Below are 22847 nucleotides of genomic sequence, written 5' to 3' on the forward strand. Positions count from 1 at the left end.
CTATTTAGTATAACTCCATTTCATAGTGTTTAAATCCACTGTCACATTGAGAGTTGTTCCGTTCGTGAAGTCTGCATTAAACCATAGACCATACTTTCCGTCTGCGCTGTCAAGAGTATATTGGTTTGTAGGATCAGAACCATACCACACCTTATTCTCTTCATCAACTATTTGGAAGTTCTCCCATTGTTTTGCAGCGTATGTGCCAGCGTATGTGCCAGTTCCTGTCTTAGCTAGTGTTGCCAACTTTGTAGAACCGTCTTGTGAGTACATTGCGAGTTCTGCTGGGAACTTAACTGTTGGAGTATCAGGTGTAACAGTTCCGCTAACAATCTCATAACTGTATTGTGCATGACTATTGATATACATATTAACAGTGTAAACACCAGCCTTTGCTATTGTTGTGTCTGGAAGATTGAATGTCTTTGCTACAGATGAAGAAACACGTGTAGTTGAATTATATTCATTTGCTGTTGCTGTTCCACCGATCTGTGTGTTGTCAGCTGTTGTCGTAACCTGAGCAGTCCAAACTCCCTTCTTACTATCATACGTAAAATCACTACCATTTATTGTAACTTTGGTGATATTTGCGGCACTCCAGACGTCATTCTTTGTATCAACAGTAACAAACCAATGTCCGCTACCATCAGCAAACCAGCAGTTCCATGCGTCGCTAGCCTTAGATAGTTCAAACTCATGGCCACTAACGTTATAGTTGCCCCATGTAGTTCCGTCGTTCTCTACAAACCAGCAGTTATACCAACCAGCAGCTTTCATGTAGCCAGTATATACTCCGTTTTCTGAGTCACTGTAAAGGCGAGCCACAGTATCTGTTTTTTCTTTATTAAGCACACTGACAAAGTTCATGTGGATAGTAAATGGAGTGACATTCACTTTTTCTACATTACTGTATGCTGGTGCCATATTGTTACCTTCTACGCTTTTTATGCGAAAATACAAAGGAGCCGAAACATCAGCACTCAGTCCTAAGTCTTTAGCAATAGAATTGAGGTCATCACCCTTATAAGCTTTTGAAGGAGAAATTACAGTACTCTCGTTAACCTTTCCGCTGAAATCCTCATTAGCTGATATTTGCAGATAAGTCTTTAGTACTCCGTCTGGAGTAGTTTTTGACGAATCAGAAGAAAGCAGAGTAGGGTTATTCCATTCCATAGACAATACAAGTTTCTTGCTATTGGCTATTGACAGTACTACGTCATTTGTTGTAGCTGTAAGTTCAGAACCTCCGAATCCGTTAAGGTATATAAGGTCACCGTCCTTATTACAACTGCTAAGCATTGTAACAGTTGTAAGTAGCAACATTATGTTGTATAATATCTTTTTCATTTAATTGCTGTATTAATAGTTCTCGTTGTATAGATTTGGATTAGCGGTGAGCTCGGTATTTGGTATAGGGTAGATGTTATACTTGTTGTCTACAGCCATACCGTCTTTAGTACCACCTTTCCACTGCCAAAGATATTTTGAAGTGGTAAACTCGCCGAAGCGTATAAGGTCTGTACGACGTTCACTCTCAAGATATAGTTCACGTGCACGCTCATCGATAATAAGATCTTTAGATAACTGACTTTGTTTCAAATCCCCATCTTTATTCCCATAAGCACGTTCGCGCAAATCATTTACATACTCTAAAGCCTTTTCTAAGCTTCCGCCATTGCCACCTCTTAATACAGCCTCTGCATACATTAGATATACATCTGCGAGACGGAACATAGGATAATCTGTATTTACGCCACCATCGGCAGTATTAGAAGCAGTTTGCCCTGCATCGGTAAGGTTAGTCCATTTTGTCATGAAGTAGCCTTGCGACTGGTTCGTAATATCATCTAGATACTGAGTTTGGTTTTTCGTGAAGAATTTAGCACGATTGTCTCCAGCTTCAAATTTAGCAGGCAGTTCGCCTCTTGAACGGAACATTCCCCATGCAGACTTTACTCCATAATCAGCAACGTTAAGATCGCTTGATGTATTTCCCATTTCACCGCAGATAATATATGTAGTCGAACCCCAAGATACAGTTTTCTGTGCATCAACAGGCAATGCGAATATTATTTCGTTGGTACGTTTGTCGTTGTCGGCATTAAATAGTTTTGAGTAATCACTTTCCAAAGTGTATCCTTGTGCGATAGCGTTATTACATGCATCAATGCACTCTGTGTATTTAGCCTGACCTGTATAAACTTCACTGTTTAGATACAGTTTTGCAAGCAGTGTATAAGCTGCACCCTGTGAAGCGCGACCATAAGGACATTCTGAAGCAGGATACATATCAGTTACTGCAGATTTAAGTTCACTTTCAATGAAAGCGGTTGTCTGCGCAGGAGTATAGCGTGGAGGTGTGAAACTTCCTACAGGATCGTTTTCGTCAACGAAAGGTATATAGCGGAACAAATCAAGTGCGTGATAATAGAACAACGCACGCATGAAGCGAGCTTCTGCACGATAGTGTCGAAGCAATTGCTGATCGCTATCGCTGAATGTACTGATTTTAGTATCAGTGCAGTTGCGCAGGAATTCATTGCACAGTGTAATGTTATAGTATATACGATAATACATATCGGAAACCCAAGGATCGTTGGCATCCCACTGCAGATAAGTAATACCCGAAGTTTTGTCACCCGACAACCATGTAGAAGCAACTTCATCAGTGCCACATTCCTGCAAATTGAAGTAGCATCTCATGTAATCATATCCCATGTTAGAACTTAGGTCTGAATTTTGACCACCCTTACCTTGTCCGGTGGTCACCATTGACGTATAAATCTTTCCAAGAACAGATTCGTAATTTTCTGCAGAGGTATACACCTGTTGAGATGTAGTCTCTGTATGTGGGTACTGGTCAAGATCGGATGTACAAGATGCCATAGGCATTGTCAACGCAGCAAGAGCCAGCATATTGATTGCTATTTTTTTAGATTTCATGAATTTCGATTTTTAGAATTGAAGACCAATGCTAAGTGAATAAGTGCGTGGACGAGGATAGAAAGAATTATCCATTCCGTTTGGTACCTCTGGGTCTACGCCTGTATATTTCGTGATAGTGAATACATTCTGAACCAAAGCTGATAATGTAAGTCCAGATATATACCTTCCTACATTTCCGAAATTATAGCTGAGGCTTAAATTATCCAATTTCAGGAATGATGCGTTCTCTACATAATAGTCTGAAAGGTACTGGCGAGATTTGAAACCAGTCTTTACATAACTATTATTCAGATTATTCAATTGGAATGAGTTGTAGCTTACGGTTTCCCATGCACCCGTGCTCATTGCCATTCCGTTATATACATAGTTGCCTATGTTTGCACGGAAACTTGCGCTGAAAGTAAACTTCTTATAACGTAAAGATGAACTTAATCCCATAATATAATCAGGTGCTGGAGACTTGTAACGATACAAATCAGACGAGTTTATCTGTCCGTCGTGATTTAAGTCAGCGTAGGCACCCTCAATAGGTTTGCCAGTCTTCTCGTCATAAAGTTGATGATAAACATAGAACATATAAGGTTCATAGCCCTCTGACAATACCTGGAACTGGTAAGAGTCAATGCTTGGACCTACAAGAATGTTGGTTGCAGTACTTCCCTTTACTAAAGAGAGGTTCTTAACTTTCATCTTCTGCCAAGTAAGATTGTAGCTCAAGTTCCAATCCCAGTCCTTTGTCTTAATAGGATTGGCGTTAAGAGAGAATTCAATACCGTGGCTGTCTACGTTACCCACATTCGTAAGAATATTCTTTGCGAAGTTTGTTCCAGCCGCTGACGGAACTGTTGCCAAAAGGTCTTTTGTCTTTCTTGTATAGAAGTCGAAACTTCCAGAAAGGCGATTGTCAAGGAATCCGAAATCAAGTCCGAAATCCCATGATGATGTTGTTTCCCATTTAAGATTTGAAACGTATGCCTCCGGACGATATGTATATATATATTGTCCGTTCATTAGTGCCTGTGCGCCGTCAACGCTCTGTGTGTATATAGGCAGATAGTTGTAGTTACCTATACCATCCTGCTGACCAGTAACACCATAGCTTGCGCGCAGTTTTAGATTGTTGAGCACTTTGTTATCCTTTAACCAATTTTCCTGAGTAAGTGTCCATCCCAAAGCAATAGAAGGGAATGTTCCCCAACGTGTGTCTGGGGAGAAACGTGATGTGCCGTCACGGCGCATTGTTGCAGTAATAAGATATTTTCCGTCATAAGAATAATTCAGACGACCATAGTAAGAAAGCAATGCATGACGATAGTCACTTGCCTTTACCTGTGATAGAATGTCACCCTTTGCATCCAATGTAGCATAAGCTGGGGTTGTGCTCTTCCAGTATTGGTAGTCATAACCTACCGTGGCTTCTACATTGCTCTTTATATCTTCAAAGTTCTTGCTATAGTTTGCATAGAGTGTAAGAAGACGGTTTGTGTTTTTCTGCGGACCGTATGCATAGTCAAGTCCGTAAGTTGAATAATTTGAAGCGGCCTCTAATGGTACATATACTGTTCCCTTACCTTCAGAGATATCAGTACCCATTGTCGCGTGCAATTTCATGTCGGGGAAGAAATGGAGCTTATAATCGAGGTCAACACTTCCAATGAAGCGCTTGACCGTGCTTTTTGATGTGTTTTGGTCTACAAGGCCTAATGGATTTCTTACGCCACCGTTTACAGGGAGTCCTGAAGCGTCAAGAGATTCATAATATCCGCCATAAGTCTGGTTACTCATGTAAATAGGTTGAGTAGGATTAAATGTTGCCGCTGCCCAGATAGCGTTACTATTATAGAATTGGTTGTTGTTGTATGTGCCTTTTGCGTTGACAGTTACTTTCAAGTGATCTTGAAAGAAACTAGGGCTCAGCACTACATTTCCTGTCCAACGACCAACATTGTCATTCTTAACTAATCCGTTCTGGTTCATATATCCAGTAGAAACGCGGAATGGCAGAAAACCAATTTTTCCACTTAAACTCAAGTTGTTGTCTGTTCCGAAAGCAGTGTGATACACTTGATCGTTCCAGTCGGTATTAGCATCACCAAGCAGAGCCTGCTGGGCTGTTGTTCCCTGTGACTTTATCGTGTTTACAAAATCGTTACGACTCATCATGTCGATAAGTTTTGTGCGAGTCTGCAAACTGTTTGTTGTATTAAAAGCTATCTTTAGCTTACCTTCAGCACCTTTCTTTGTTGTGATGATGATAACACCGTTTGATGCGCGTGAACCATATATGGCAGTAGAAGAAGCATCCTTTAATACAGTTATGCTCTCAATGTCGTTAGGATTTATCATACTGAGGAAATTACTTGAATTTCCAGATATACCACCTTGCTCCAATGGTACACCATCAAGAACGATAAGTGGGTCGTTACTTGCATTCAATGATGCACCACCACGAATACGGATAGTGCTTCCTGCTGTCGCAGAACCGCTGTTTGACATTATCTGTACACCCGAAACCTTACCGTTGATAAGCTGTTCCGGACTGCTTACCATACCTTTATTAAAGTCTTTGGACTGAACTGTTGATACACTACCAGTAAGATCGCTTCTGCGTGCCGTACCATAACCGATTACAATAACCTCGTTAAGAGATTTCTGGTCATTCTGCATCTTAATGACAATATTGTTACCGCTGATAGATACTTGCTGTGAAACGTATCCCACATAACTTACAGTAAGAGTCTTTGTACTTTGTGGTACGATAATCTTGAAGTTTCCGTCAAGATCTGTTACAGCTCCGCCACTTGTGTTGCCTGGAAGCATAATGGTCGCACCGATAAGCGGTTCGCCATCGCTAGCATCGGTAACGATACCTGTAATAGTTCTGTTTTGTGCTGCTGCTGATAAAGACATGCAAAGCAACACCCCCAAAATAAAGAAGATATTCCTTATCCGGGATAGATTTAGAAGGTTACTCATTGTTTTTTAATTAATAGGCTTAAATGATTTTGTTTAAATTCTATGGCGGCAAAGTTAGTTCCAATAAAATAGGGCAAAGAACACAAAATAGACAAATAAAACTACATATTAGACAAATATTCTTAATCGGATAACAAAAAGGACATCTATTGGTCTAAAATATGTATCTTTGCCATATTATACACAGTCAACTACAACCATAACATTATGAAAATCATATATCAGACATTGTTAATAAGCATTGTGCTGCTAATGTGCGGCATTAAGGGAAATGCCGTGCCATATAGATTTGATAATATGCATATTGACGGTACTTCTACTGTTTGCAGTTTCACACAGGATGAGAGTGGAATGATGTGGCTTGGAACTGAAAATGGACTTTATAGTTATGATGGTTATAATTTCTACCCACATTTTGAGAGAAGAGATATCGCAAATTCACGTGTACATTCTTTGTGTATGCGTGACGGAATGATATATTTGGGAACCGAAAATGGTCTCATGATTTATGATATTCATACCGGGAAATATGTAGAAAAAGCTAAGAATGGACCGCATGATATACGTGCAATGCTGATGATGCACGACAGAATGTTGCTGGGAACATCACGTGGACTGTTTATAAAGAAAGGAAATAGCGTAAGATATGCTGCGGAATATGGTATAAGTCAGACTGTCTACTCGCTGCTCAATACTCATTGGGGACAACTTGTTGGTACAATCAATGGACTATACGTCATCAATGGCAATCACGCACGCAGAATAATGATAGGTGCGGGAAGACAACCACTTGTAAATGCGATAATCGCAGATAAGCATAATAATATATGGGTGGGAACAGAAGGTGCGCTATATAGTTGGAATGGGCGTTCTTTTATTCCAGTTCTCCCTTTGATGGGAAATTCTGTTAAGACTCTTGTCATTGATGCGAAGGATAATTTGCTTGCCGGAACAGACAATGGTTTATATGTCATCTCTTCAAATGGAAATGTAACGCGTGTAATACATGATGCGCGCTCACAGGAATCACTTGCCAATAACATCGTGTGGTCACTTTATCGTGACCGGTTTAATAATATATGGATAGGCACAGATAATGGAATGTCTATGTTTTCTGGCTTGTCTTTCTATAGTTATACTCCTCTTGCTGATATTACGCAAAGTGGAGATGGTAACTGTCTGCACTATATTTATCGTGACAGTAGGGGCACCATGTGGATGGGTGGCACAGATGGATTGTTGAGATACGACAACTATAATGGTATATATGATCATGTTTCATGGTTCAGGCAGAATTCGCCGATTTCACCGCTATCTCATAATCGTGTGCGTCGTATCTATGAGGATGCTGATGGTGATATATGGGTGGCAACAGATCATGGAATTAATTGGTATGACCGAAAGAGTGGACAGTTTCACAACTTCATTATATTAGACAAGACCGGACGTTATTCCACAGCATGGGCGTATGATATGGTGCTTGATAGTCACAAGCGCTTATGGATTGCTGCATATATGGGAGGTGTGTTTGTGATTGATAAGCGCAGACTCCTTTATTCTCATGGTACAGTCATTGCGGATCATCATATTTCTGACGGAAAGGGTAAACTATTAAATATACATATTGGTCAACTTAATATTGATGCAAAGGGAAATATCTGGGCTCTTGTTTATGGCAGTGGTATGGCATGCATAAATCCAGTTAATTTCAAAGTAAGAACAGTTATGCCGCAACGCAGTATCAGCTACATGATGGCAGATAGTCGTGGACGTATCTGGGCTGGATATGATGGTGGCGTAACAATGATAAATCCATATACAGGAAAGACGACGGACGATAAATTTACAGATGGTTTCACTTCCGACCGTGTAGTATCTATGGTTGACGCGGGAGGACAGATTTGGGCTCTTGGAGAGCAGACTTGCCGCATCATCAATATGAATGGAAGCGACCGACATTTCCGCATACCAGGAATCACGGCTCTCACTGCTAGTTACTCACCACGAGACAAGATGGTCTACATTGGTGGTAATGACGGCTTCGTTAGTGTTGCACCTTCTGTGTTCTCAGGAAAGGTGAAGACTCATAAACTAATGCTTACTTCTTTGCTTGTTAACGGACATGAATATGCAAACGACAAATGTGATATACGCTTTGCTGACGAAGTAAACTTGAAATACAATGAGAATAATATCTCATTTCACCTTTCAGATATGCCTTACAACAATAGTCCACAAGCTATTTATGTCTACAAGCTTGAAGGTAGCGATAACGACTGGAGAAACCTTGACAGCAGAAATGGTGAAATACAATATAATGCACTGGAATATGGCAACTACAGATTGCTTGTAAAGAATATCGACAATGCTTCAGATGATGCCTTTGTGTATAGTCTTGATGTTATCATATCTCCACCTTGGTATCTTTCCATTTGGGCTAAGATATTTTATGTGATTCTTATTATCGCACTTTTGCGCTGGATAATGAACTTCTATGCTGTTAAGAAGAATCTGAAACTTGAACGCATTGCACGTCAACGCATCATGGAGCAAGCTCAGGCTCGTACTCGTTTCTTTGCTCACCTGAGCAGTGAACTTAAAATTCCTTTGGCAAGGATTCTTTCACCAGTATATAATCTGCTTGCTTCTGATAATACAAAGAATTCCGAACTAGAGGATATACGTAACGGTGCGTCTATTCTCAACAGACTCATCTACAAGTCTCTTGATGTAGATAGTGATGATAGTGAAACCATAAAACCGCAGATAGTCACGATTGATGCCGTGAGCTATCTTAAATATGTGGCAGCTGATATCCGTAGAAGATGTCATGGCGGTATGCGTGTAGACAGTGATGTGACAATGCTTTATATTGATGTAGATGTTGTACGTTGGGATATCGTGTTCAATGCGCTTCTTGAGTTTGTTCAGCGACATTCTGATAATGATTCCGAGAGTGTAATTACATTGCGTAGCGACGTAGAAAAACAGTTGCTTTCTATTTCGGTTGCTAATCGCACTATGAATATTAAAGATGCAGAACGACAGTTTATATTCGAGAAATACAATCCTGGGAGTAACGATGCCGACAATGTGTCTTCGGGACTCTTCATGGTGAAAAAATACATCGAGTCTGGTAAAGGCTCTGTTTCTCTTAACCGTAATTCTGTAGGAACTTTAGTCTTCAAGACGCAGTTTCCACTTGATCGAAAGGCTTCCCATTCTATAAACAGTGGTGAACAGGAAACAGCTGATAAATTGTTTGCTAAGGTTGTAACTGTTATTGAGGCGCACATCAGCGATTCCGAGTTCAATGTTACTAGTCTGCAAAATGAATTAGGAGTTGGAAACAAATTGCTTTATCGTCGCATCAAACAAATAACCGGCATGACACCAGTTGAATACATTCGTGACATAAGGATGAAGAAAGCCGCACTGTTGCTTCGTGAAGGTAAATATTCTGTGTCAGAGGTGATGTTCATGGTTGGTTTCTCCAATACGGGATATTTCTCAAAGTGTTTCCAAAAAGCATTTGGAATGACACCTACTGAATTTGGAAAGGGAATAAAGTAATGATAAGAAACGAGGGAAATATTTTGATTTTACCCTATTTTGCATTAACTTTGCAATCACATTAGTAATATAAATATGTTATGGAACAGAATTTTTTAATCTATAATACTCTTACTCGACATAAGGAGTTGTTTAAACCGTTGCATGCTCCTAATGTTGGTATGTATGTGTGCGGACCTACTGTTTATGGTGACGCACATCTTGGACATGCACGTCCTGCGATAACTTTCGATATCTTGTTCCGCTATCTTAAGCATCAAGGTTACAAGGTGAGATATGTTCGCAATATCACTGATGTAGGTCATCTTGAGCATGATGCTGATGAGGGTGATGACAAGATCGAGAAGAAAGCTCGTCTTGAACAGCTAGAACCAATGGAGATAGCTCAGTATTACACGAATCGCTATCATGATGCTATGGAGGCGCTGAATGTGCTTCCACCGTCTATTGAACCTCATGCTACAGGTCATATCATTGAACAGGAAGAGTTGGTAAAGGAAATCCTTGCTAACGGATATGCTTACGAGAGTAATGGTAGTGTATATTTCGACGTTGTAAAATACAATAAAGATCATAAATATGGTATTCTTTCAGGTCGTAACCTCACTGACATGATAAATAATTCTCGTGAACTCAATGGTGTTAGCGAGAAACATAATCAAGTAGACTTCGCTTTATGGAAGAAAGCTCAGCCTGAACATATCATGCGTTGGCCGAGTCCTTGGAGTGTAGGCTTCCCAGGTTGGCATTGTGAGTGCACAGCTATGGGCCGTAAATATTTAGGTAGTCATTTCGATATTCATGGTGGAGGTATGGATCTTGTCTTCCCTCATCACGAATGTGAGATAGCACAGGCTGTAGCAAGTCAGGGTGATCAAATGGTTCACTACTGGATGCACAACAACATGATAACCATCAATGGTCAGAAGATGGGAAAGAGTCTTGGTAACTTTATTACTCTGGAACAGTTCTTCACTGGTAAGCAGGAGAGTCTTACTCAGGCTTACACTCCTATGACTATAAGATTCTTTATCCTCTCTGCTCACTATCGTGGCACAGTTGATTTCTCTAATGAGGCGTTGATTGCTGCACAGAAAGGTTACGAGAGACTGATGAATGGTATTTCAGACATAGATCGTATTCAGGTTTCTAAAGAATGTGACGCTGAGACAGAGAAGTTTGTCAAGGCATTACGTCAGCGTTGCTATGACGCAATGAATGATGATTTGCAGACTCCGCTTGTTATCAGTTATCTGTTTGAGGCATGTCATCTAGTAAATACCTTACTAGATCATAAAGCTCAGATTTGTGCTGATTGTCTGAAGGAACTTTCAGAGGTAATGCATATCTTCGCTTTCGACTTGTTAGGTTTGAAGAGCGAAAAGGGTGCAAACAATGATGCCCGTGAAGAGGCTTACGGAAAGGTCGTAGATATGGTTCTTCAACTTCGCACAAAGGCTAAGACTGATAAGGACTGGGCTACGAGCGACCAGATACGTGATGCTCTTGCAAATGCAGGCTTTGAAGTTAAAGACACCAAAGACGGCGTTACTTGGAAACTGAACAAATAAAGCATTAGATGTTTTAATATAAGAAACTGCCCCAAAGTATTCGCTTTGGGGCAGTTTTTGTTGTTATATAAATGAGTTGACTCAAAATGTCATCTGTTTTGTTCTTCTTATTCATATATATTGATATTTCTATTTGCCTTTTAGCTTACATGGCTACATCGTTTTCAACATATACGGATAAGTGTTTTTAAAGATATGATAATCTCATGCTCAAAAATTCTCTTTTTTTGAGCACGTTATGATTGTTATGCTCAAAAATGTAGCTTTTTTGCGCACATAGTATTTACTATTGTTGTTAAATTTATGAAGAGACAACTCTTGCTGTGTTTGGTTTGCCAACGTCTCTTGGAACAAACAGTTTGGCTTGGGTTCTATTGAGGTGTTATTCCTTGTGATAAATTTATGTTAAACAGAACATAACCAAACATTATCTCACTATATTGTTATAGTTTTGTAGTCAAATAGAGCAGAATCTACTAAATTGGCAGATATAACTTTATTGTCAGGAGTGTATAATCATGAGGAGTGCATTTTAAAAAACTTCAAAGGAAAATACTACTCAAGATTTTACTATATAAAATTGATGGAACAATTTGAAAATATACTTACTGTTGAGCACTTGAAGAAGTCTTATAAAACTTCCTCTGGTACTATTGAAGTCCTTAAAGATGTAAATTTAGAACTTGGCAATGGTGTGACAGCTATTCTAGGACCGAATGGGGCAGGGAAGACGACGTTAATCAAGATATGTACCGATCTGCTGAACTTCGAAGAAGGACAAGTCGCTTATTGTGGCAAAGAGTTGAAAACTATGACAAAGAAGGAAAAAAGCCAGACTTTTTCTTTGCTGTCTGAAGGGAGTAGAAACTTATATTATAAACTAACGCCACTAGAAAATATTAAATATTTCGCCACATTGAGAGGCATTCCCTTTGACTCCATCAAGGAATCTAGTCTTAATCTGCTTCAGAAACTCAATCTGTATGAGAAAAAGAGCGAAATGGTAGAAAATCTTTCGAGAGGTATGCAGCAGAAAGTTGCTGTTGTATGCGCATTGAGTATGAACACTCCTGTGACTTTCTTAGACGAGCCAACTCTTGGACTTGATATGGAGAGCAGTATCAACTTGAGCAAATTCCTTAGAAGCCCTGAATTCACTTCGAATAGATCTATTATCATCACTTCCCATGACTTTAGTTTTATCGAAAATACTGCCACTCAGATATACAAATTACAGGGTGGTATGATGATTGAAAAACAAGAATTCGGAGAAAGTGACGACACCTTTATCATACGCATTAATCATCCGGATATTGATAAAATAAACGACGATGGTTTAGAAGTTATTGACGCATGCAGCCAATATTGCACCATCAAAATATCGGTTTCATCTTTACGATTAGGCGAAGAGATACATAAATTGAATGATGCCGGTCACGAAATTGTTTATGTAGAGGCTGCGAATCAAAACATTACGAATTTCTATCTAAATAAAGAACCATGAAATACTATTTGAATTTATTTATCCAAGAATTTGAGAAGACATGTAAAATCGCACTGCGATATAAGTTTGACACTATATTTTATATCTTTTTCTGGGCAATTTTAAGCGTAATCATATCCCATGTTCTTTGCGCTAAGCATCCCGGAAATGTACCGATATTTGTTAGCTCGTTTATGATTTGGCTGATTACCAATAATAGTTTCATCGCCATTATAGAATCTATTATGAAGGAAAACACTCAAGGTACTTTGGAACAGTTATATCTTAATGCGCGTTCCTTCTATAGCCTACTGATAATAAAGGGAGTTGCCGTAAGTATATTATCTATTATAGAATCAATGGTTACTTTATCCTTATGTTTATTGTTTGTACCAAATGTGAAATTTAGTATGATGTTGCAATGGATTTATGTTTTGCCATTGCTCTTTATCGCAATATTCTCACTCATCGGCATTGGTATTACTTGTGCCTCGTTTGCCTTGAAATACAAAAATATCTCAAACTTCTATAGCATGGTGTCGTCCATACTTTTTGGTATTCTTACTTATGGTGCTATTTTCTTAAACAAGAAACTGATATTGACGATACTCTTTCCTTTTGCCAAGGCTAATGCGACCATCCAATTATTCTTAAGGGGAAAAGCCCCAATCAGTGTAAATGCCTATATCATCATAATTATCAATGATCTACTCATGATGGCATTAGGTTATGTTGTTTTGAAATACTACTTAAAAGAATCCAAGATGTCTGGCTCTTTGTCTAAATTCTAAGGGAAATTCCATTTCACGCCATCCTCTGTGATACGTGTTTTATCAACTAATTGCTTTCTCGTAAGAGTGCTATTTTTTGAAATTAGCGATAATATCAAATCTGATGCTTTCGGGGTAGTTTCTAAAGTCGTTTTTTCTATATACTCCATGCCATCTTGACCATAGTTTAAATTGGGCAATATTAGCTATGTTAAATAGTAGTAAGCATAGGACTACTTATATCTAAGATTATTACTAGAAAAGATTATCTGAGTAAATATGGTATTATTAATGTCATTGAGGTAATTGAGTTCGCTGTCAAATGGATAAGTATACTGTAACGTAAATCTCTGGTCTTAAAAAACATACAACAAGTAAGAATACTTAGGATAAATGTATCTATACGAAGATATATTGGGTTAAAAGGAATCCAGTGAAAAAGGAAGAAACCTGTTGAGATTGTTAGAGTAATGGTTATCTTAGAGAATGACTTTTTCTCCATATAGCCTAACAGCCACCCTCTAAAAAACATTTCTTCCGTTATCGCTGCAAGAAAAGGACAAAGAATATAATAGGCTAACCCATAAAAACTCCTAATAGTTTCATTATGCAGCTCAGGAAACAATATAGCATTATAAAAATGACTAAAAGTCCACATCAAAGCACCGAATATAATGCTTACGATCAGTGGTTGTATTCTTAATTTTGGAAAATGCAAGAAATTTGTATTTTCAAATTTATTAAGTGCAAACACGATAGCTAAAGTGGTAATGCTTATAACGACAAGAGCTAATAAAGTATCTTCTTCTCCATATAAATAAATATGAAAAATTTTTCTCATGATGACTAATATCATTACTGGTCCAGCAAGCTCTAAAATCATAAAAAGTAATACAGAAAACCAGTATAATACTTTTTTTAATACGTCAGGGATATTTTTTATCATTTAAAAATGTTTTAAGAGGAAACCCATACACGTAAATTGGTATGGATTTTCTATTGATTTAACTGATCATGGCTAATCTTGACTTTTTAATGGCCAGAGAATAAAGTGTGTAATTAACGCCTTTTTCATGTATAGTATCATTACTTGCCTCGCTCAACACATTAGGCTTAGTACCCCAGTGACTGATCACCTAGGTCATGAAGATATTACAAAATTAGATTTTTTTTAAAATAATCGGAATTATGTTGTGATTAAAACGTTAAACATAACATAACTTAACTTTTCCTAGCTATAGTATTATAGCCAAGCGGAGTAAAAGATACTAATAGGACAGATAACTCAACTATTATAATGCTCTATAAACATCAAAAGCTTCTCATCCTTGATATTCTTAATGACAGTCGTAAGTATTATATCATGGCATAAAAAATGTAAAAGTAATTTGTTATACAAAAATATTTAAGTAACTTTGTCCTCCTTGATTATTGCGAATCTTGTTTGTGTTTCTTTGTCGTTACCACTAGGGGTGGTAACTTTACGCAGATAACTAAAGTTTTAAGGATTTAAAATTCGTCGAACTCACATTAATTAAATATATCAATTATGAAGAAATTATTTTTATCATCATCTTTTAATGATGTAGCAGATCTATTTCAAGATTTTGCACAAGAAGATATCAAAGGGAAAACGGTTAGTTTTATCCCAACAGCAAGCCTTCCAGAAAAGATTAACTTTTATGTAGGTTCGGCTAAGAAAGCATTTGAAAAATTGGGAATGATTGTAGATGAATTGGAACTAACGAAACTGACCAATTTAGAAATAGCAGATAAGTTGAGAAAGAATAATTATATCTATGTGTCAGGAGGAAATACTTTCTTTTTACTTCAGGAATTAAGAAAACAAGGGGCTGATAAGATAATAAAAGAGCAGATAGAGTCTGGCAAGATATATATAGGAGAATCGGCAGGAGCAATGATTGTATCTCCAAATGTAGAATATGCGAAAGGTTTAGATGATAGCAAAGTCGCGACAGAATTGGATACATTTTCGTCATTAAACATAATTGATTTTTACCCGCTGCCTCATTTTGGCAATTTTCCATTTAAGAAAGCTGTGGAAAAAACAATTTCTAAATATGAATCGGAATTGTCGTTATATCCAATTAGTAATTCTCAAGCTATATTAATTGAAGGGACAGAAGTAAATATAGCCACAAAATAAGTTGTAGAAATCATGCTTTATAGCCACCGAGATTAATAAAGGTTCATCCGGCAAATCGGTTGAATCATATGTGTCAACCGATTTGTCGGATGAACCTAATTTAAGGACCTAATAAGACGGTTTATTTAGTGTGTTTTTGACTCATTGTGTAAACGATTGCACATATTTTATAAAAAACAAGTGGTAGTAAGTGTTTGATATCTCGTAAATAATGTTATATTTGCAGTTGATTTTAAACAAACAAATAATTATGAATAAAGATAATCTACTTTTAACGAGTAATGGAGATGAATCAAAGGGTACATCTGCTGACATGGATTTCAATATGTGGCTTTTGGAGTTCCTTGATAGAAAAGTTTAAGTTTTAGGTACATTTTCTCGACTTTATAATATTATAATCGCGGAAATATTATGGGCTGACATATTGTAATATGTCAGCCCATATTTTTTCATGTCTCCATGAAACGAGAATATTATTTTGTTATGTGTGAACGTACAAGATCAGAAACAACCTTGCCGTCAGCAGAACTCCATTTTTCCTTTACTTCTTTTATTACAGCACCCATCTGCTTCTGCTCAATTCCGTCAGGATATGAAGACTTGATGAAAGCATCTATTTCGTCATTTGAAGGAGCCTGAGGAAGCAGGGTCTCTAAAATGCTATATTCAGCCTTTTCGTTGTCGGCAAGATCTTGGCGGTTGTTAGTCAGATATATCTTTTCGCTCTCCTGGCGTTCCTTCACCATTTTGCGTATAATCTGAATCTCTGCGGCATCGTCTAGAGGTTTTGCGTTTTTCGCGGTTGTGAACTTTAGAAACTCACTCTTAAGAAGGCGGTAAACTGCAGCCTTCTCTTTTTCACCAGACTTCATTGAAGTCATGATCATCTTGTTAATTTCACTGTTATACATAAGCTTATATATTTTATGTGTCTTCACGTTTATGTGCAAAAACAGTGCCAAAGATACTATTTTATGTCTTTAAAACGCGCTTGTTTGTCATATTATTTAGTATAATGCTAGGATATAAGTTTACTTTTGCTTGAATTAGGCAATTTTGTCTCTATACTTATGGAATATCTCTTATAATTTGGATAATAGTTTCGTGTTTTTTTGTTACATTTGCAAAAGCAAATAATAAGGATAGTATTGAGATCGGAGTTTTTAATGCAATTCTGTCAGAAATGGATGGTGGTTATTTTTCTTTCTATAAATCCATCAAAGATATACGCCATGGTACGTTTGTCATGATAAACAATAATATGATTTATTTTAAGCTGAAATATTAAATATGCATACCTTATGAACACAAGAAAATTAGGTAAGATTTTGGTTTTAGTGTCTGTAATTTCAGTTATATTTGGTTCATGTATTATTGATACGAAACCATTAGGTTATACTGTCAGAAATTGCACAAGTGACACTTTTCTTATACAACTAACAAAGTCTGACACTCTTGATGGTTGGATGTACTGGGGTAAACAGCCTGAGGATACAGCCAGACCTGCCCCAGAGGATACTATTGTAGTTTACATACATGGGAAAAAAGTAATTATCGCAAGTTGTTTCTATACGTTACCTGATACTATATCGGGATATCTCTATCCACTCGGTAACGACACGTGTTATATTTATGCCATAAAATGGCAAATAGCAAAACATTATACGCTGGAAGAAATCCGTGCAAAAAAGCTATATGACAGACGGGCTGTAACCAAGAAGGATTTCAATAATAATCAGGATTTCGAGTACAGACCTGAGGAGTCTGCCAGAAGCCATTAATGCTTAATTTTACTTGGTTATGATGATGAATATAGATAAGAAATATACAAATCTATTGGGGGTAACACTTATAATTCTTAGTGTATTATCGTCTTGTATACCGATAGTTGACTCAAGAGTTGATGCAATATTCAAGAATTGTACGAATGACACACTATTTATTGGTGCGTCCCACTACGATAATGTTGATAGTGTGGAATTTCTTGTAAATCCGAATTATAATATACTTGCAAATAGCGATTTCGATACTACTGATATTTCTCTGTGGAAAGGAACATTTGCTCGTGGTGATTCTTTTGTATATCCAGACTCTACATGTGCAATAAATGCCAACTACTTGTTTCAAGATAAAGATACTTGTTATTTTTTTTTAATAAAATTGGGAAATGCAAAGAGGTATTCATGGGATGAAATTCGCACACACAAAATATTTTGTAGATGGATTGTCACAAAGAACACTGCTGGAAAACTTGATAAAAATATAAGATACTTGAATTCTGTTGAGCATTAATTATTGATAAGATTGACAAAAGAATAATTTACCCCCACTAATTTTGAGTTGAAATGCTAGATGTTTATCGGGTCCTTTGTACCAAGATTCAACGGGGGATATGTAATTACTATTTAAATATGTATAACTTATGAACATAAAAACAACGAGCAAAATATGGTTCCTTCTATTAACAATATGTTTTATACTTAATTCTTGTATTTTTGATACGAAATCAGCTTATGGTATCAGAAATTGCACAAATGACACTTTGCTGATTGATCTAACAGAGTCCAGTAATCTTGATAGTTGTTGGATGTACTGGGGTAAACATTTCGAAGATACTACTGGAATTCAGCCAGATGACACTACTGTAGTTTACGTTCATGGAGAAAAAGTGATTTTATCAAATTATTGCCGTACACAACCAGATTCAGTATTATTTGTCGATCCACACATATTCAACCTCAAGGACACCTGTTACATTTATGCCATAAAGTGGCAGGTAGCTACACGCTATACTTTAGAAGAAATCCGTGCTAAAAAGCTATATAACAGACTGTCTGTAACCAAGAGTGATTTCCATAATCGTCTATTCGAGTACAGACCTGCGGCTTCTGCCAGAAATCATTAATGCTTAATTTTACTTGGTTGTTATGCATATAGAAAAATTAGAATATTTTATACAATGGATTATACATTATGATGATCAAGTGAAAACCTCAATGTGACTTTGCAACCAGGTTGTATTTCCTTTTCCATACCTTTGCCCTCGAAAACAATAATAAGATTAATTATGGAAGAAAAAAATATGCATAGTCATGAGCATGAAGAAGAGGGAATGGCACTTTGGCAGATTATAATGTCTGCCGTTATGCTTGTAGTAGGTATGATTGCTAATGCTAAGGGGGTGAATATGTTTGAAAACAACACATTCAAACTTGTATGGTATGTGATAGCTTTCATGCCAGTAGGACTTCCTGTAATGAAAGAAGCTTGGGAAGCAATCGTCGACGATACCGACTTCTTCAGTGAGTTTATGCTTATGTCTGTTGCCACGATAGGAGCATTCGCTCTTGGCGAATATCCTGAGGCTGTGGCTGTGATGTTGCTTTACTCTATTGGCGAGGCTTTGCAGGATAAGGCTGTGGATAAGGCTCGTGACAACATAAAGAGTCTTGTTGCTTTTCGTCCGGATATGGCAAGAAAAGTAGTGGGGCAGGAGTATAAAGAGGTTAAGCCTGAAGAGGTGAATATTGATGATATTATTGAGGTGAGACCAGGAGAACGTGTACCTTTGGATGGCAAACTAGTTACTGCTGCAGCATCAATGAATACTGCTGCACTAACTGGTGAGTCTGTGCCACGACTTATTGAGACGGGAATGGACGTTATGGCAGGAATGATCGCTACAGATAGCGTGATACGTATCGCAGTGACACGCATCTCTGCCGAGAGTGCAATAAGCAGAATCTTGTCAATGGTAGAGGAGGCCGCAAACCGCAAGTCGCCTACAGAGACATTCATACATAAGTTTGCCCATATATATACTCCTGTAGTGATACTGCTTGCGGTACTCGTTGTTGTTATTCCTTGGCTCATATCTTTTGGTACAACCTATGACTATGTGTTCTCAGAGTGGTTCAAGCGTGCGCTTGTATTCCTTGTTATCAGTTGTCCGTGTGCATTGGTTATAAGTATTCCTTTAGGATATTTCGGTGGCATAGGTGCGGCTAGTAAACGAGGAATACTTTTCAAGGGAAGCAATTATCTTGATGCTATCGCAAATCTAGATGCCGTGGTATTCGATAAGACAGGAACTCTCACAACAGGCGAATTCAAAGTGCAGCAGGTTGTTGGTATTTCAGAAGATGATATGGCTGTCGTTGCTGCGGTAGAATCGTTCAGCAGTCATCCTATTGCTTCGGCAATAACAAGATATGCTGGTAAAGATAACATGTCTATAGATGACTCTTTACTTAGAAATATTCCTGGTGCAGGAGTGGCTTATGGCAATATGCTTATAGGAACTTTGAAATTGTTACGTGACAACGGAGTTGACTATGACAAGTCACTAAACACTATACCGGAAACAATAGTTGCTGTAGCCAAAGAAGGACAGTTTCAAGGATATATATTACTTGCTGATACCCCAAAAAGTGATACTGCAAATCTTCCTCTAAGGCTGAAAAGACAAGGAGTAGAAACAGTTCAGATATTGAGTGGTGACAAGCAGGCATTGATAGATAAGCTAGTGTCTGACCTTAACAAAGATGGTAAGCTACACGTAACAGGATTTGGTGATCTGCTACCACAAGATAAGGTTTCGCATATCTCTGCACTTAAAGAACAAGGAAAGAAAGTGGCTTTTGTTGGTGATGGAATTAACGATGCGCCAGTGTTGGCACTTAGTAATGTAGGCGTGGCAATGGGAGCCATGGGTTCTGATATGGCTGTTGAGACAGCTGATGTAGTAATTCTGACCGATGAACCAGGAAAGGTTGCTGAGGCTGTGGCAATAGGTAAGCGAACGCGAAGAATTGTTTATCAGAACATAATTCTTGCCATCGGTGTAAAACTTATTGTGATGATACTTGGAGTGTTTGGCGTGGCAAATTTATGGGAAGCTGTATTTGCCGACAGTGGAGTAGCATTGCTTGCTGTTATGAACAGTACACGCATATTCTTAACGAAAAAAAGTGGGATTTAATATCCCACTTTTATTGTTCTTTTAATATCTTTCTGCAATCTTCAAGTATAGTCATCAGCTCGTCCATCTTTGTAGCTCTAAGCATCGCTATACGTGTTTGTCTGAAGTCTGGTATACCTTTGAATATCGGACTAGAAGCAAGATGTCTTCTAGTGTGAACGATTCCACGGTATTCATCAATTCGCTCAACATTGATTTTCAGTTGCTCTTCAAGAATATCAATCTTGTCATCTAATGATAGTGGATTTGAGCCGTCTGTGATGCCATCAAGATATTCTCTCATTTCCTTAAATACCCAAGGACTGCCGAAAGTAGCCCTTCCTACCATCACTCCGTCTACACCATATTCGTCAAAGGCACGTTTTGCCTCTTCTGGATTAGTGATATCTCCGTTTCCGATTATAGGTATGTTTATTCTTGAATTGTTTTTTACTTTGCCAATCAATGTCCAGTCTGCTTCACCGGTATACATCTGACTGCGTGTGCGTCCGTGTATGGTAAGAGCTTGAATACCGCAATCCTGCAACTGTTCAGCAAGTTCGGGGATAATAAGATCATCGTTGTCCCATCCAAGTCTTGTTTTTACTGTGACGGGAGTATTTACAGCTTTCACAACGTTTCGTGTGATGTCAAGCAACAAAGGTATATTCTTTAGCATTCCTGCTCCGGCACCCTTACCAGCAACTTTCTTGACAGGGCACCCAAAGTTAATATCGATAACATCAGGATGCACTTGTTCGACTATCTTAGCAGCCTCTACCATTGACTCCACGTCACGACCATATATCTGAATACCTACAGGTCGTTCTTCTTCGTTGATAGTCATCTTGCTTAGAGTTGCCTTAATGCTTCGTATTATGGCTTCTGCAGCTACAAATTCTGTGTACACCATAGCGGCACCATATCGCTTGCAAAGCATGCGAAATCCTACATCTGTTACATCCTCCATCGGAGCAAGAAACAAAGGGCGGTTGCCATAATCAATATTTCCTATCTTCATACAGCGTGCAAAGTTACAACAATTTTTCTATCCTAGCAACGAATAATAAATATTCGGATTGCTCACAATTTCTTTTAATAGTATGGGTTTATTTGTTATCGGGGTAAATACCATAGTCTGTTTTGATTTCTTGTCATAAGCATTTATAAGATTGAAGAGGTTTAGTTAATCAAAAAAGAATTCAATTATGTATGTTATTGCAAATACAAATGCAGTATAGCCTACGGCATAACCGCCAAGGTGATCTACATAGTCTAAGGAAAATCTGCGACCTTTATAATTTTTCTCATCTAGATGATTTAACCAGATATAAAAGACCCCACATGAAAGAGCATTTAGTATGACAATTATATTAATTATAATTGTGAACACGCCCAGACATAAAAAATATATGCCCAGACATATACGCCTCCGTCTTTTAAATGTTCTGAAAAATCGGCTAAAATGGGGAACAACCAGGATTAACAATCCTGTAATAATATCTGCCAAACACCAATAAATATATGTTGTCATTTTTATACCAACTATAATCTGTTTTGATTTCTTGCTATAAGCATTTATAATTTTGAAGAGGTTTAACTAATCAAAAAGGAATTCGATTATGTATGTTATTGTAAATAATAATGCAACATAGCCTACTGCATAACCTTTAAGGTGATCTACATAGTCTAAGGAAAATCTGCGACCTTTATAATTTTTCTCATCTAGATGATTTAACCAAATATAAAATACCCCAAATGAAAGAGCACTTAGTATGACAATTATATTAATCATAATTGTTAGCACGCCCAGACATAAAAAATATATGCCCAGACATATACGATTTCGTCTTTTATATGTTCTGAAAAATTTGATAAAGTTGGGAACAATCAGGATTAACAATCCTGTGATAATATCTGCCAAACACCAATAGATATATGTTGTCATTTTTATACCAACCATAATCTGTTATTATTTCTTGCCATAAACATTTATAATGTTGAAGAGGTGTAACTAATCAAGATATTCGATTATGTATGTTATTGCAAATACGAATGCAGTATAGCCTACGGCATAACCGCCAAGGTGATCTACATAGTCTAAGGAAAATCTGCGACCTTTATAATTTTTCTCATCTAGATGATTCAACCAAATGTTGCTTTTGTCTTTTCTTTTTCCGCAATACTTGTCCCATGCGATAAACAGAGAACACGGAATAGATTTATCATTAGTTAATGTTCGCACTTTTCTTTTTGCTGATTTGTTTAATTACAAACTGTTTGGCTTTTATATAGAGCAAACACAATATAATTGTTAGACAAATGCCATATACAATATTGAATGATGGATTGTACCACCATACGATCGTATAATTATCATTTCCGGAAATGACTTCATGAT

Annotated in this window: 15 protein-coding genes and 1 pseudogene; 9 read left to right on the forward strand and 7 right to left on the reverse strand. The window is 37.6% G+C overall.

Annotated elements, in window-relative coordinates; genetic code table 11:
• The 3 genes from HEQ28_RS10715 to HEQ28_RS10725 are packed head-to-tail and all read right to left on the reverse strand — an operon-like array spanning position 1 to position 5922.
• The gene (locus HEQ28_RS10715) at positions 1-1347 is read right to left on the reverse strand and encodes a DUF5111 domain-containing protein (protein ID WP_434502270.1); all 1347 of its coding nucleotides are present in this window, start codon (positions 1345-1347) and stop codon (positions 1-3) included.
• Positions 1348-1359: 12 nt separating this feature from the next.
• Entirely contained in the window at positions 1360-2943 is a 1584-nt protein-coding gene (locus HEQ28_RS10720) for a RagB/SusD family nutrient uptake outer membrane protein (protein ID WP_434502272.1), read from the reverse strand.
• A 12-nt stretch (positions 2944-2955) separates the two neighbouring features.
• A complete protein-coding gene (locus HEQ28_RS10725; RefSeq protein ID WP_434502274.1) occupies positions 2956-5922 on the reverse strand; it encodes a SusC/RagA family TonB-linked outer membrane protein in 2967 nt (988 codons plus the stop codon).
• Positions 5923-6129: 207 nt separating this feature from the next.
• On the opposite strand from HEQ28_RS10725, the gene HEQ28_RS10730 reads away from it, so the two are divergent.
• The 4 genes from HEQ28_RS10730 to HEQ28_RS10745 all read left to right on the forward strand — a co-directional run bounded on the left by HEQ28_RS10730 (position 6130) and on the right by HEQ28_RS10745 (position 13340).
• A complete protein-coding gene (locus HEQ28_RS10730) occupies positions 6130-9495 on the forward strand; it encodes a two-component regulator propeller domain-containing protein (protein WP_434502276.1) in 3366 nt (1121 codons plus the stop codon).
• 80 nt (positions 9496-9575) lie between these two features.
• On the forward strand, positions 9576-11066 hold the full coding sequence (gene cysS, locus HEQ28_RS10735; RefSeq protein ID WP_434502278.1) for a cysteine--tRNA ligase: 1491 nt from the start codon (positions 9576-9578) through the stop codon (positions 11064-11066).
• A 583-nt stretch (positions 11067-11649) separates the two neighbouring features.
• Positions 11650-12570, forward strand: coding sequence for an ATP-binding cassette domain-containing protein (locus tag HEQ28_RS10740; protein ID WP_434502280.1), 921 nt, complete (start codon positions 11650-11652; stop codon positions 12568-12570).
• Positions 12571-12743: 173 nt separating this feature from the next.
• Entirely contained in the window at positions 12744-13340 is a 597-nt protein-coding gene (locus HEQ28_RS10745) for an ABC transporter (protein ID WP_434502282.1), read from the forward strand.
• A 244-nt stretch (positions 13341-13584) separates the two neighbouring features.
• On the opposite strand, the gene HEQ28_RS10750 is transcribed toward HEQ28_RS10745, so the two are convergent.
• Entirely contained in the window at positions 13585-14265 is a 681-nt protein-coding gene (locus HEQ28_RS10750) for a CPBP family intramembrane glutamic endopeptidase (RefSeq protein ID WP_434502284.1), read from the reverse strand.
• A gap of 603 nt (positions 14266-14868) precedes the next feature.
• Here HEQ28_RS10750 and HEQ28_RS10755 point away from each other — a divergent pair.
• Complete coding sequence (locus HEQ28_RS10755; protein ID WP_434502286.1) at positions 14869-15486, forward strand: Type 1 glutamine amidotransferase-like domain-containing protein; 618 nt, start codon at positions 14869-14871, stop codon at positions 15484-15486.
• A gap of 473 nt (positions 15487-15959) precedes the next feature.
• On the opposite strand, the gene HEQ28_RS10760 is transcribed toward HEQ28_RS10755, so the two are convergent.
• Entirely contained in the window at positions 15960-16397 is a 438-nt protein-coding gene (locus HEQ28_RS10760; RefSeq protein ID WP_434502288.1) for a GatB/YqeY domain-containing protein, read from the reverse strand.
• Between the two features lie 390 nt (positions 16398-16787).
• Between HEQ28_RS10760 and HEQ28_RS10765 the strand changes: the two genes are divergently transcribed.
• From HEQ28_RS10765 to HEQ28_RS10780, 4 genes and pseudogenes are all read left to right on the forward strand, one after another.
• Positions 16788-17267, forward strand: coding sequence for a hypothetical protein (locus HEQ28_RS10765; RefSeq protein WP_434502289.1), 480 nt, complete (start codon positions 16788-16790; stop codon positions 17265-17267).
• 19 nt (positions 17268-17286) lie between these two features.
• Entirely contained in the window at positions 17287-17778 is a 492-nt protein-coding gene (locus HEQ28_RS10770) for a hypothetical protein (protein ID WP_434502291.1), read from the forward strand.
• A gap of 130 nt (positions 17779-17908) precedes the next feature.
• Positions 17909-18391: a hypothetical protein gene (locus HEQ28_RS10775; protein ID WP_434502293.1), complete on the forward strand. Its 483-nt coding sequence runs from the start codon at positions 17909-17911 to the stop codon at positions 18389-18391.
• 155 nt (positions 18392-18546) lie between these two features.
• A pseudogene (locus HEQ28_RS10780) lies at positions 18547-20467 on the forward strand (heavy metal translocating P-type ATPase).
• A 10-nt stretch (positions 20468-20477) separates the two neighbouring features.
• Here HEQ28_RS10780 and dusB read toward each other — a convergent pair.
• Both dusB and HEQ28_RS10790 read right to left on the reverse strand, forming a co-directional pair.
• Positions 20478-21467 carry a tRNA dihydrouridine synthase DusB gene (gene dusB / locus HEQ28_RS10785; RefSeq protein WP_434502295.1) on the reverse strand — a complete coding sequence of 330 codons (990 nt, stop codon included), beginning with the start codon at positions 21465-21467 and terminating at the stop codon, positions 20478-20480.
• A 993-nt stretch (positions 21468-22460) separates the two neighbouring features.
• The gene (locus HEQ28_RS10790; protein ID WP_434502297.1) at positions 22461-22691 is read right to left on the reverse strand and encodes a hypothetical protein; all 231 of its coding nucleotides are present in this window, start codon (positions 22689-22691) and stop codon (positions 22461-22463) included.
• Positions 22692-22847 lie beyond the last annotated feature (156 nt).

Origin of the sequence: Prevotella sp., assembly GCF_051059605.1 — a bacterium.
GTDB lineage: Bacteria > Bacteroidota > Bacteroidia > Bacteroidales > Bacteroidaceae > Prevotella.

What these genes read in the sequence shown, in the direction of transcription:
- HEQ28_RS10755 (WP_434502286.1), top strand. Translation starts at nt 14,869, where the DNA reads ATGAAGAAATTATTTTTATCATCATCTTTTAATGATGTAGCAGATCTA.
- cysS (WP_434502278.1), top strand. Translation starts at nt 9,576, where the DNA reads ATGGAACAGAATTTTTTAATCTATAATACTCTTACTCGACATAAGGAG.
- dusB (WP_434502295.1), bottom strand. Translation starts at nt 21,467, where the DNA reads ATGAAGATAGGAAATATTGATTATGGCAACCGCCCTTTGTTTCTTGCT.
- HEQ28_RS10745 (WP_434502282.1), top strand. Translation starts at nt 12,744, where the DNA reads ATGATTTGGCTGATTACCAATAATAGTTTCATCGCCATTATAGAATCT.
- HEQ28_RS10740 (WP_434502280.1), top strand. Translation starts at nt 11,650, where the DNA reads ATGGAACAATTTGAAAATATACTTACTGTTGAGCACTTGAAGAAGTCT.
- HEQ28_RS10765 (WP_434502289.1), top strand. Translation starts at nt 16,788, where the DNA reads ATGAACACAAGAAAATTAGGTAAGATTTTGGTTTTAGTGTCTGTAATT.
- HEQ28_RS10720 (WP_434502272.1), bottom strand. Translation starts at nt 2,943, where the DNA reads ATGAAATCTAAAAAAATAGCAATCAATATGCTGGCTCTTGCTGCGTTG.
- HEQ28_RS10730 (WP_434502276.1), top strand. Translation starts at nt 6,130, where the DNA reads ATGAAAATCATATATCAGACATTGTTAATAAGCATTGTGCTGCTAATG.
- HEQ28_RS10770 (WP_434502291.1), top strand. Translation starts at nt 17,287, where the DNA reads ATGATGATGAATATAGATAAGAAATATACAAATCTATTGGGGGTAACA.
- HEQ28_RS10725 (WP_434502274.1), bottom strand. Translation starts at nt 5,922, where the DNA reads ATGAGTAACCTTCTAAATCTATCCCGGATAAGGAATATCTTCTTTATT.
- HEQ28_RS10775 (WP_434502293.1), top strand. Translation starts at nt 17,909, where the DNA reads ATGAACATAAAAACAACGAGCAAAATATGGTTCCTTCTATTAACAATA.
- HEQ28_RS10750 (WP_434502284.1), bottom strand. Translation starts at nt 14,265, where the DNA reads ATGATAAAAAATATCCCTGACGTATTAAAAAAAGTATTATACTGGTTT.
- HEQ28_RS10715 (WP_434502270.1), bottom strand. Translation starts at nt 1,347, where the DNA reads ATGAAAAAGATATTATACAACATAATGTTGCTACTTACAACTGTTACA.
- HEQ28_RS10760 (WP_434502288.1), bottom strand. Translation starts at nt 16,397, where the DNA reads ATGTATAACAGTGAAATTAACAAGATGATCATGACTTCAATGAAGTCT.